This is a genomic window from Paenibacillus sp. NPDC056933, assembly GCF_042674385.1.
Classification (GTDB): Bacteria; Bacillota; Bacilli; order Paenibacillales; family Paenibacillaceae; genus Paenibacillus.
Window position 1 is genome coordinate 2,794,040 of sequence record NZ_JBHUQN010000001.1, and the last position, 11,993, is coordinate 2,806,032.

General features: G+C 43.1%; 9 protein-coding genes. All 9 read left to right on the top strand.

The annotated features are described in order from the left end of the window. Window positions 1–108 precede the first annotated feature (108 nt). The 9 genes from ACFTRD_RS12460 to ACFTRD_RS12500 all read left to right on the top strand — a co-directional run bounded on the left by ACFTRD_RS12460 (window position 109) and on the right by ACFTRD_RS12500 (window position 11,918). Window positions 109–633 carry a GNAT family N-acetyltransferase gene (locus ACFTRD_RS12460; RefSeq protein WP_379380198.1) on the top strand — a complete coding sequence of 175 codons (525 nt, stop codon included), beginning with the start codon at window positions 109–111 and terminating at the stop codon, window positions 631–633. A gap of 234 nt (window positions 634–867) precedes the next feature. After that, window positions 868–993 carry a hypothetical protein gene (locus tag ACFTRD_RS12465; RefSeq protein ID WP_379380200.1) on the top strand — a complete coding sequence of 42 codons (126 nt, stop codon included), beginning with the start codon at window positions 868–870 and terminating at the stop codon, window positions 991–993. Between the two features lie 447 nt (window positions 994–1,440). Next, complete coding sequence (locus ACFTRD_RS12470; RefSeq protein WP_379380202.1) at window positions 1,441–2,388, top strand: ABC transporter permease; 948 nt, start codon at window positions 1,441–1,443, stop codon at window positions 2,386–2,388. Window positions 2,389–2,401: 13 nt separating this feature from the next. Beyond that, window positions 2,402–3,271, top strand: a complete 870-nt coding sequence (locus ACFTRD_RS12475; RefSeq protein WP_379380204.1) for a carbohydrate ABC transporter permease — start codon at window positions 2,402–2,404, stop codon at window positions 3,269–3,271. A gap of 65 nt (window positions 3,272–3,336) precedes the next feature. Further along, entirely contained in the window at window positions 3,337–4,923 is a 1,587-nt protein-coding gene (locus tag ACFTRD_RS12480; protein ID WP_379380206.1) for an extracellular solute-binding protein, read from the top strand. A 91-nt stretch (window positions 4,924–5,014) separates the two neighbouring features. Continuing rightward, a complete protein-coding gene (locus tag ACFTRD_RS12485; RefSeq protein ID WP_379380208.1) occupies window positions 5,015–6,754 on the top strand; it encodes a sensor histidine kinase in 1,740 nt (579 codons plus the stop codon). Then, the gene (locus ACFTRD_RS12490; protein WP_379380210.1) at window positions 6,754–8,376 is read left to right on the top strand and encodes a response regulator transcription factor; all 1,623 of its coding nucleotides are present in this window, start codon (window positions 6,754–6,756) and stop codon (window positions 8,374–8,376) included. The genes ACFTRD_RS12485 and ACFTRD_RS12490 overlap by 1 nt, the downstream gene beginning before the upstream one ends. Window positions 8,377–8,475: 99 nt before the next feature. Then, window positions 8,476–10,692, top strand: coding sequence for an FAD-dependent oxidoreductase (locus ACFTRD_RS12495; RefSeq protein ID WP_379380212.1), 2,217 nt, complete (start codon window positions 8,476–8,478; stop codon window positions 10,690–10,692). Window positions 10,693–10,709: 17 nt separating this feature from the next. Further along, complete coding sequence (locus ACFTRD_RS12500; RefSeq protein WP_379380214.1) at window positions 10,710–11,918, top strand: SGNH/GDSL hydrolase family protein; 1,209 nt, start codon at window positions 10,710–10,712, stop codon at window positions 11,916–11,918. Window positions 11,919–11,993 lie beyond the last annotated feature (75 nt).

Sequence of the window (11,993 nt, forward strand, 5' to 3'; positions counted from 1 at the left end):
CTCTACACCTCTATTAAATGAATGTAGTATGAATAATCATGTTTGACCTTGGTATCATACCAGAGTTTAAAGTAGTTATACAAACAATAACAATTGGGAGTGAGCAATGTGATTTCAAGAAAAACATTTGATCAAATTTATAAAATAATGGAGGAATCATTTCCAACTACAGAATTCGGGACCTATTCAGATCAAAAGGAGTTATTAAAGGATCCGACTTACCACTTATTAATTGAGCATAATGATAACGACGACGTGATTGCCTTTCTCGCCAGCAGAGAATTCGAGACATTCAGATTCATTGAGCATATTTCTGTGGCACCATCGTTCCGTGGTGGAGGTATAGGAAAAAGTTTGGTGGAGCGATTTATTAGGCAATCTACTTCACCAATTGTTTTAGAAATCGAGCCCCCTGAGACTGAGATACAACAAAAAAGGGTCTTGTTTTATGAACGACTCGGTTTTCGATTGAATAAGTACAATCACATCCAGCCTCCCCTTCGGGAAAATCAGGATACACTACTGTTAAACATCATGAGCAACCCAGAGTTGTTGACTGACTCACAATACGAAAAAATTAAGAAGAAGCTGTATCAGGAAGTTTATAAGGTTTCCACTACGTACCCTAATTAATAAATTTCCTAGGAGGGGAATAACCCCATCGTTCTACTGAGAGAGATGAAATCAGGCGAGAGAAGAATTTTCACCCTTTAGTTCCAGTTATACCGCTATCCCGCTCTCGTCAGCTGCCCAAACGTTTCACGGGAAAAACCTCTTTGGGGCGATGGACCCTGTATAACAAGCGAAGCTAAGGGTTTGGAACCATCGTGGAAAGGCCGGCGAAATTCAAGACAAGGAGTAAGGAAGTTGGAACCTGTTGTCGGTGTGGATGTGGCGAAAGGTTCGAGTGTGGTGCAGGCGTTTAGGAAACGAAATGAGCCGTTTGGCAAAGCTGTAGACATCATGCATGAAAAGAGTGGATTTGAACAATAGCGGCGATGTAAAGCCCCACCGGACTTGGGAAGAGACGTTTACGGAACTACAGAATTTGACCCGGCAGAATGAATTCGTTACAGGAATCTTTATACAGGCGAAACTGAACAGCAGAGCGCTACTCGAGCAAGTGTTTCCAAGGTGTCGCACTTCATATTACAATCCGTCAGTCAACCCCAGAACAAAGAGCAATGTTATTGTTGGTTTTTAATGTTATAAACACTTGTCGAGAGACAAGACATGACCCGTTGAAAGTTGCTAAAGTCACTATATTAGCGGCTTTTTTTATATTTTCGCGGTACAAGCTTTTGTCCCACTTGCCGGGATGAGCTGGTGGAACGATTTAAGACACTTCCTTAATATCTTATAAGAAATTCTTGAAATTTCAGAAATTTATCCGACAGGGGGGTGCTAATATACAAATACAAACGAAGAAGAGGTGATGATATGCAAGCGAAATTGACAGCGGACGCCATTCCCCTCTCCAAAAAGCGGAAGTCATGGATAAGGACAATACAAAAGTATAAAGTGATGTATGCTCTCTTATTGCCGGCCTTGATTTACTTTGCCGTATTTAAATACATTCCTATGGCGGGAATCCTTATTGCTTTTAAAAACTACAACCTGGCTTTGGGAGTATGGGATAGCCCGTGGGTGGGATTTAAGAATTTTACGGACTTTATGAACGGCGTTTATTTCTGGGACATCATGAAAAATACGATTGTTATATCGCTGTATAAGCTATTGTTCGGTTTCTCCGCTCCCATCTTACTTGCTTTACTGCTCAATGAAGTTCATACCCAATGGTTTAAGAAAATCGTACAAACCATTACTTATTTACCCCACTTTCTGTCTTGGGTCATTGTATATGGATTGATGGTAGCATTATTAGCCCCAGGTGATGGCCTTTTTAATATGATTTTGAAGGAAAGTGGTTTTCAGCCCATCTCATTTCTAACGGAGCCTGCTTGGGGAAGACTGCTGGTCATCGCATCTGAAATATGGAAGGACATTGGATGGGGAGCGATACTGTACCTCGCCGCATTAGCAGGTATTGATCCAAGCTTATATGAAGCGGCTCGAATGGATGGCGCTTCCAAATGGAGACAGCTCTGGCATATCACTTTACCAGGCATTCGAGGAGTCATTATTCTGATGCTGATCCTCAAATTGAGCCATATTCTGGATGCTGGATTTGACCAAATATTCATGTTTGCCAACACCTTTAACCAGGAGAAGATCGACATTATCGACACATGGGTATACCGTGAAGGGTTGGAGCGTCTTAAGATTGGCTTGGCTACTGCTGTAGGATTGTTTAAAGCTGTCATTGGATTTGGTTTAGTTTTGGCAGCGAATAAGCTCGCCAAAAAATTCGATGGGCAAATTTGGTGAGGTGGTTTTTAAAATGATCAATTTGACAATCGGGGAAAAAGTCTGGCAATCCGTCGTTTATGTAATTCTTATTTTTTTATCACTACTTTGTTTACTGCCCTTTCTATATGTGATTGCCGTCTCAGTGACGCCAGAATCAGAAGTATTAAGAAGAGGGATTGTTATTATACCAGAATCTTTTACCTTTCTGGCCTATAAAGAAGTATTCGTTTCTCATGGTATCTGGCAGGCGTATAAAATTACGTTGTTTCGAACGATTGTAGGGACTGCGTTAAATGTATTTTTTACAGTAATCGCGGCATACCCGTTATCCAAAAAATATTTGCCGGGACGCAGTCCATTTTTACTATTTATTGTGTTTACCATGATGTTCAGCGGAGGGTTAATTCCGACTTATCTGCTAATTCGCTCTCTGGGGTTGCTAAACAGTCCGTGGGTATTAATTATTCCAAACCTCATTAGTGCATTTAATCTGGTGATCATTAAAGGCTTTTTCGAGCAATTGCCTGGTGAAATCGAGGAATCAGCAAGAGTTGACGGTGCAAGTGAACTTCAGTCGTTATGGCGGATCATTTTACCACTGTCTTTGCCCGTCATTTCCACCATTTCTTTATTTTACGCAGTGGGGCATTGGAACAGTTATTTCGATGCCATTGTTTATATCAATGATTCCAACTTCATGCCGCTTCAAGTATTCTTACGCAACATCCTGCTTAACGTCGCAACACAAAGCGCTGAGTCGCTCGCCAATTCCGGAATTGTAAGTACGTTCGCTGTGCAGATGGCTACCGTTGTTGTGACTACGGTTCCGATTTTGATTGTTTACCCATTTTTACAAAAGCATTTTACCAAAGGTGTGCTCTTGGGATCCGTTAAAGGTTAAAAGGTGTTCCAACCTAACTTATTACGGGGAAACCGTGATAATATACAAGCAAAGGAGAGGACAATATGCAGCGTAAGAAGATTTCATATGCTATTCTGTCGGCAATCTTAGGACTGGGAACGCTACTGTCAGGATGTGGAGGAAACGAAGAGGTTACATCAACAGCTTCTAGTCATTCGCAAGGGCAGTCTGGTCAGTTTGAAACCAAAATGAAAATTTCGATGTTTAACCAAGGTACTTTCAATGCTGCTGCTCCAATCCCTCCACGGGATGAAGATATTCAACGCCAGATGTTGGAGAAAGAGCTGAACATCGACTTGGATATGATGATTCCTCAAGCTGGGCAAGCAACAACCAAACTGAATACGCTCATTGCTGGTGGAGATATTCCAGATTTGATCTTCTTAAAGAGCCGGGCTGATCTCGCTCAATATTATGACCAAGGCGTTCTTGCAGATTTGACACCGTATCTGGATCAATTCCCTGAATTGCAGAAACGATTTGGCGACGACTCCTGGGAGGCAATGTCCTATCAAGGAAAAACGATCGGAGTTCCAGGCTATGATAATGTTAACGGTATCAGCCGAAGCTTCTTCATCCGCAACGATTGGCTGAAAAAGCTGAATATGGATGTGCCAACGACACCTGATGAGCTGTTCGAAGTTATGAAAGCCTTTACAGAGCAAGACCCGGACGGTAATGGCAAAAACGATACGTACGGATTCATCGGCGGTATGAATAAAGAAGGCAATCTGCAAACTTACGGCTTTGATAGCTTGATGTGGATGTTTGGCGTCAATCCTCCTTCGGCCGTTGAAATAAAAGATAATGAACCGATATTCCTATTTATCGATCCCAAAATGAAAGAGGCGCTTGCTTACATTAACAAAATGATGGCAGCTAAAGTGGTAGACCCAGACTGGGTGACGATGAATTCGCCTGATCTGTTGGACCAAAAGATGTTTAAGGGTAAAGTTGGCTTCATGATCAGAGATGCCCGCAGGCTGGAGCCGGATTATCAGCAGAAAATGAAAGAAATTAGCGGCGAGGTGCCGGAATGGATTGTCATTCCTCCGATGAAAGGTCCCTACGGTGATCAAATTGTAGAGAGAAAATCGTTCCAAGGCAATTCATGGGCTATTTCTGCGAAAGCGGATAAGGACAAAATCATTCGAATCTTGTCCATGCTGAATTATCTCTTTACGGACGAAGAAGCCTATCCGAACTTTGCATACGGAATTAAAGGTATTCATTGGGATGTGGTGGACGGCAAAATCAAAAATAAAACCTCCGAGTTATCGAAAGAAATGAAAGAGAAGTATCTGTGGGTCGATCATTATAGAATGCCGCGCCGTGGTGATGATGCGGAGTACTTCAGCTTCCAGAATCCGAAGACGGCGGAGGCATTCAAGAATAATCAGCAATATGTGGGGCCAACGTTGCCCGGAAATTTATTGACCCCAGACCCCGGCGATACCTTGGATGCTGACCGCCAACGTTTCATTAATGAAAGCTTGGTTAAATTTATGACGGGCAAAGATCCTCTTTCCAACTGGGACAATTTCCTCCAAACCTTGGATACCAAGTTTGACATGCAGAAATATAAGGATTCAGCAATCAAGCAATTTAAAGAAGCCGGCCTTATCAAGTAAAATATAAACGAAGAGAGTGGCTATTCGTAGCCCTCTCTTTATTGTCATATGCTATTCTTAGTTTACTACGGAAGTAAAAGGAAGATGATCGATGCGAAGAAGATTCAGCTTGCCTTTAAAATTATTTTTTATCGTATTTGCATTTGTATTAAGCTGCATCATCTTGATAAGTCAATTATCTTATCGCTATGTCCAAAAGGAAATACGAACCAATGACCTTTATTACACCAACCAAATACTTGAAAAGGTAGACCAGTATTTCACCGTTAATTTTTCCTCCTTCCAGACGATCCTGTTCTCGGTCGAAACATCAGTGAAAGCCAATATTGAGAATACGGAAGTGATCAAAAAGCAATTAAGAGAGCTCTATGAACTCAACAGTAATTACGTCAGTAATATTTATTTGATCAAAAGCGATTTATCCATTCTGGGCGGAAGTACAGCTACCCGGATATTCGATGAACCTTTATCTGAAAGAGAACCTTTGTTTGATGCGGCTGAGAAGAACAGAAGGACCACCTTTGTTAGTGAACCTTACAAATCGAAGTATTCCGGCTGGACCGTTACGATGGTTCGATATCTGAACAGTGCTCCGTTTCCTATGGCCATTGCGGTTGATTTGGATCTAAATGCCATTGAAGAAACCTTGTTCAAGATTAATAAACAAGAACAAATGAATCTGGCTCTAATTACCGCGTCAGGTAAAATCATTGCCGGATTCTCTGGAAATAAAGGACTACTGAATATTCAAGATCATACGTTTTCAATCGGGGAAATGTCAGCGGAACAAATCCTGGATACGACAGAAACAAGCCTTCAACTGCATACCAAGGATGGCATTCCGGTCTCCCTTCTGAAAAAACCGACGGAGAAATTCAACTGGACCATCATCTCGATCAACGATGAATCACGCTTGAAATCAGCTTTGTCCAGATTGGAAACCTATTATATTGAGCTTCTAGCTGCGGGTTTTCTGTTAAGTTCGTTCATTTCTTTTTTGGTTGCCAAATATATAAGAAAACCACTCTATACGCTCAAAACAAAAATGAAGCAGGTGGAGCAAGGTTTCCTCACAACGACAATAACGATTAATCGAAACGATGAGTTTGGAGATCTTTCACGAGCATTCGATCGGATGCTGCAGCAAATTGTGGAACTGATTCGGCGAGCGGAGCTTCATAATGAACTTGAGCGAAAGCTGGAAATCCAGGTGCTACAGTCTCAAATCAATCCTCATTTTCTGTATAATACACTTGGTTCGATCAGCAATGTTATACGTCTCGGCCAAATAGAGAAAGTAGATGTGGTGATTGCATCGCTCATTTCATTATTGGAATACGGGATAGACGATGCCTCAGAGAAGGTTTCCCTACGCCAGGAATTACGAAATGTAGCGGACTATATCGAGATCCAGAACATTCGGTATAACCGAAACTTCCACTTGATTGAAAATATCGAAGCAGGATTAATGGATTTTCCGGTTTTTCGAATGCTGCTGCAGCCTCTTGTGGAGAATAGCATCTTCCATGGTTATAACGGAGGGGGAATTGAGGGACCTATTACGATTCATGCGTACAGGGAAGACGGTATCGTCATCATAGAAGTTGTTGATCAAGGCGAGGGAATTCCAGCTGATAGATTAAAGCATATTTTAATCTCAGAACCGAGTGAAATGGAAGTGAAAAGGAAAAGAATCGGGCTGAATAATATTCATGGCCGAATAAGACTTCACTACGGAGACCAATTCGGACTGCAAATCATTAGCATACCTAAGGAGATAACCCGTGTACGCGCTTTATTCCCCTCAGAATTACAAAAAGGAGATGCATAATGATGAGAGACTATACCTGCTTCATTGTTGACGATGAAGACCTGATCATACAAAGATTGGAATTGTTTTTTAGTGAGCTCTCTCATAGGGATAAGCGATTTGTTCTAGTGGGAAAAGCAAATAATGGGTTGAATGGGATCGAGGAGATCATAAAACTTAAACCGGATATTGTCATATCCGATATCGTTATGCCGCGAATGGACGGAATCTCCATGATTGAGCAGCTCAAGGCTGAGCTCCCCCATACCCAGTACATACTTTTGACCGCCTATTCATCCTTTGAATACGCCCAGCGAGCTATTCAAGCCAACGTATTGGAGTACATCGTAAAGGTTCCGCTAAGGGAAGCGGATTTGGATCGAGCTTTGAATAAGGCAGCCGGAATTTTAAATGAGTTTAAGAAAAAAGAAGCGGAATTCCAATCGTTAAACGTATCCGTGCTTGAAAATAAATATAGAGTCCGCAAGCAATTTTTTAACGAACTGATCAGAGGCGAAATTCCTTCTCATCGGGCATCAGATTTTGCCAATCGCATGCAGTTTCATTTCTTTCAAGCCAACTATTGCTGCTTCATCGTTGAAATGAATACGTATGAAAGTTTCCGAAACGAATACTCAGCCGCTGATCAAAACATCTTGAAATATGCGATTACGAATGTAATTGAAGAGACGGTGATGAATGGTGGCAGCGGCGTAGCTGCGGATCTGTCCGATAATCGTTTTATTGGTTTTTTATCCTGGGAAAATAACCGCAGTGATATGGAAACGGAATATGCTTGCCAATCCTTGGGAGTGCAGATCGTCTCCCACTTACATCAATATTTGAATCAAAGGGTATCCGTCGCTTTTGGAGGTCCGTACCGAGGTTGGGAATCGATCAAACAAGCGTATACGGAAGCTAAAAATGTGAGTGAGGATTTCTATTACCATACAGAGAAAGTCGTAAAAACACCCATGCATCGGTTCCAATACCATAATGACAAAAAAGCAGACTTTCAGCAGAAGCTGGCTGATTTTCTGGTATGGGTGAAAAGGAAGATTTCCAAGGAAGAGCTGGACAATGCAATCGCCGATCTGAACCAATTTGTTACGGACCATAAAATCCACAAGTCCATCATGGCACCGATGATTAGAGACTTATACAGGGACATTACCAAGAAGTTTAAATCGGGGAACAAGCTGTACACGGAAGCAGCAGAATTCCCCATGGAATTTATGGCATTTCAGGAGCAGCTCGCCTATATTGGCGACTTCACGTTCGAATACGTACACGCGGGTCAACTATTACATCGTGCAGAAATCATGAGTGCTATGCATTTTATAGAGAAAAACCTGAAACAGCGTTTAACGCTGGAGGCTATTGCTGAGGAAGTGAATTTGGCACCATCCTATTTTAGCAGTTTATTCAAAAAAACAATGAACGAAGGCGTGATCAGCTACATCAATCGAAAAAAAATCCAACTAGCTCTCGAACTATTAAATGCTAAGGATTATTCTTTATTGGAATTGTGCGAAGAAGTAGGCATCGTCAATGAAGGTTACTTTTGCAAACTATTTAAAGAATATACGGGAGATACGCCCAAGCAATACCGGATAAAAATGACACGGTACGAATCCAAATAAGGATGCAAAAAAGTTATGATTTTTTCGCGAAATCCTGTAAAAAAAAGAGGACCAAAACCATTACCATGATAGAAGCATCTAATCATGGAGGTTATCAAAATGGAGCTTATGAAAGCAGATGTAACCGTCGTAGGCGGAGGTATTGCTGGGATATGCGCTGCCATTGCTGCCGCACGCCAAGGGCTGCAAGTTTCACTTATTAATGATCGGCCGGTTCTTGGGGGAAACGCGAGCAGCGAGGTCAGGGTTCATATCAACGGGTCGGCATATCTCGGAAACAGTCCATCCTATTATGCACGCGAGGGCGGGTTGGTGGAAGAACTCAAGCTGAAGATCTTTCATTATAATCCGTTATATAACAAGAAGCTTATGCTCTCGCTCTCGGATACGGTCATGCTCGACATGGTTTATGATGAGCCTAACATTTCTCTATTCCTGAATACATGTGTGCATGAAACGGTCATGGAGAACGGGAGAATCAAATGGGTGGAAGGCCTTCAATTGGCTTCCGAAAGAAAATTTCGTTTTGAAAGCCAAACCTACATCGATTGCTCCGGCGATGGAATTGTTGGATACCAAGCAGGGGCTCACTTCCGATGGGGAAGAGAGGCGAAGCATGAATACAACGAGGAGTTAGCTCCTGAAGTGGCGGATCATTACACCATGGGTGATACGATTCTGTTTCAAGCCCGTGACGTAAACTATCCCGTTCCATACAAAAGACCAGGCTTTGCATATGACATTACGAAGTTGGCCTTTTTCGATAGTATCAGAAAAGGCTTAAACCATCGGTCTTTTCCAAGGAAAATCAACGGGCTTGGCGGATTATGGTGGCTGGAATACGGCGGACATATGGATATTATCAAGAATAATGAAGACATCGCATTGGAACTGCGGAAATTGGTGTACGGGATATGGGATTATATCAAAAATAGTGGCGAGTTTGATGATGTGGACAATCTCATCTTGGATTATGTATGCCCGATTCCGGGAAAGCGGGAGTCGAGGCGGTTTATAGGGGAGCACATGCTGTCTCAGAACGATCTTACAACAAAGCCTCATTTCGAAGATGCGGTATCCGTCGGAGGCTGGTATATGGATCTGCATGCGAATAAAGGCATTTACGATGAGGGGCCGGCTACAGCATGGAATTTCGTGCCGGGATTGTATAATATCCCTTTCCGCAGCTTATTTTCACGCAATATTCCTAATCTGATGTTCGCTGGTCGTAATATAAGCGCTACCCATGTGGCTTTTGGATCGACAAGGGTCATGGCAACTTGCGGTTGTATGGGGCAGGCGGTAGGAACGGCTGCTGCGTTATGCTTGAAATACGAGGCAGACCCTTCGACCATCGTCAAAGCCCATATGGGTGAGCTTCAGGTGCAGCTGCTTCGAGACGGGCAAACGATTGTAGGGCTTCAAGAGCAGTTGGATCCTTATTTCGCTGAAGGATTAACAATTCGTGCCTCGTCTCAGCGAAGCTATGAACATCTTCATCCAACCGAAGAGATATCCTTGGACAAAGCGTTATGTTTGGTCTTGCCGATTCAGACATCTGTGGCTGAAAGTGTGCGAATCAACATTAAAAATAGATCCGAGCATTCGGAAACGTTGCAAGTGAAGCTGTTTGGCGGGGAACGGAAGGAAAACTATATTCCCACCAACGAGCTGAAAGACTACCCTTTGATTATTCCAGGTGGTCTTGATGACTGGATTACGCTGGACCTGGGCTGCGAGAAACCGGCTGATGACAAAATCTACATCGTTTTGGAAGGCCCGGCGAGTCTTGCCGTACACGGAAATGAAGAGAAGTTGACAGGAGCAGTCAGCTTCCAATATAGACCAGAAGTACCTTCCAGGCTGAAGAAGCTTAATAAGAGCATTTGCTTCAAAGACCTAGTGCCATCCCAAAATATGTATAGCCCTGAGAATGTCATCAACGGCTTCTCCAGACCTTATGGTCTGCCGAACAGCTGGATTTCTGAACGTACAGAAGGACAGGAATGGTTGGAATTTGGTTTTGCAAGCCCCAAGAATCTGAATGAAATCCATCTTGTTTTCAATTCGCAGCTGAATTTGGAGCATTTCGACGATCCGATTGAGCCACTTATCCAGGATTATGATGTGACCTTAACCTTAGAAGACGGAACTGAGAGTCAAATGAATATCCGTGGGAATTATCTTTCCTTGAATAAACATCAGGTGAATACAAAAGGGGTAACCCGAATTCGGCTTGATTTCAGTGCTACGTATGGTTCTCCTTATTATGAAGTGTTTGCTGTAAAATTTTTTGCTTCTAAAAACGCTAAGTGAGGTCGGGTGAAGTCGCGATGAAGGAATTTTTCCCTCGAAGAGGGCTCCCTAATGTCATTCACAAGTTGGAAAATGGGGAAACCGTAACTATTGTCTATTTCGGCGGCAGTAATACACGTTCTAAAGGATACAGAGTTATGACGGCAGAATGGCTTCGAGGGCAATATCCCAATGCGGATATCCACACTGTAAATGCAGGCATTGATGGGACAGGATCGGACCTCGGCTGCGCCCGTTTGGAGACAGATGTACTGAGTCATCAGCCTGATCTCGTATTTGTTGAATTTGTTGGAAACGATGGGGGAGTTCCCGAATCCAAGGCGCGAATCGAAGGAATTGTCCGACAGATCCGCAAGCGGAGCCGTTTTACCGATATTCTTTTCGTATATACGGTTAAGGAGCGGGATTTGACCTCATTTCAATCCGGCAAATACCAGAAGGGAGCTCTTATGCAAGAGGAAGTCGCCGACTATTACGGCATTCCTTCGATTCATCTGGGTGTAGCGGTCTGTCAATTGGTTTCGGATGGAAAGCTTATTTTTACCTCAGAGCCAGCCGTGTCCATTCCCGGAGCCATTATTTTTACGCATGATTCGATCCATCCAACGATTCCCGAAGGACACCAGATTTACACGGACACTATCACCCGGTCGTTTGAGAAAATCAGAGAACTTCGAGATCACGTGGGAAAGGTCGAACAACACTTGCCACAGGAACCTTTGATCCTGGCCAATCCTTGGGAGTATGCAACCATGCTGCCACTGGATATTTTTACTCATTTTTCCTCAGGGTGGACTTACATGACCCCAGATGATTTTCCTTTAGTGCGCGAGTACGATTGGTTGTTCCCCGGTCTATGGCGAGCAGTCGATCCTGGAGAGACGATCACAGTGGAGTTTGAGGGAACCCACATCGGATTATTCGATATCGGGGGGCCGGATTCAGGCAGATTGAAGGTAACGGTGGATGGAGGGGAGCCCTTTCTTATCGATCGCTTCACACCTTATAACGATCATAATCGTAATCAGTATGTTTTCTTGCCAGAGCTATCCAATGGGAAACATACAGTTCGTTTCGAAATCGATCACGAGAAGACAGACAAACGGGCCGTGTTTGAGGCAAGTGGCAATGCACGGAGTATGGAGCATGTTCGGCAACATCCCGCTTGGTATGATCAAACGGTCATTCAGCTTGGAAAGTTGCTGCTGGTGCAGCCTCCATTATAATGGATTGGTCCACTTGGAAGACCTACATTCTATCTGACTGCAACTGAGCAATCAATGAGGATGTAGGTTTCTTTT

What these genes read in the sequence shown, in the direction of transcription:
- ACFTRD_RS12485 (WP_379380208.1), top strand. Translation starts at nt 5,015, where the DNA reads ATGCGAAGAAGATTCAGCTTGCCTTTAAAATTATTTTTTATCGTATTT.
- ACFTRD_RS12500 (WP_379380214.1), top strand. Translation starts at nt 10,710, where the DNA reads ATGAAGGAATTTTTCCCTCGAAGAGGGCTCCCTAATGTCATTCACAAG.
- ACFTRD_RS12490 (WP_379380210.1), top strand. Translation starts at nt 6,754, where the DNA reads ATGATGAGAGACTATACCTGCTTCATTGTTGACGATGAAGACCTGATC.
- ACFTRD_RS12470 (WP_379380202.1), top strand. Translation starts at nt 1,441, where the DNA reads ATGCAAGCGAAATTGACAGCGGACGCCATTCCCCTCTCCAAAAAGCGG.
- ACFTRD_RS12475 (WP_379380204.1), top strand. Translation starts at nt 2,402, where the DNA reads ATGATCAATTTGACAATCGGGGAAAAAGTCTGGCAATCCGTCGTTTAT.
- ACFTRD_RS12480 (WP_379380206.1), top strand. Translation starts at nt 3,337, where the DNA reads ATGCAGCGTAAGAAGATTTCATATGCTATTCTGTCGGCAATCTTAGGA.
- ACFTRD_RS12495 (WP_379380212.1), top strand. Translation starts at nt 8,476, where the DNA reads ATGGAGCTTATGAAAGCAGATGTAACCGTCGTAGGCGGAGGTATTGCT.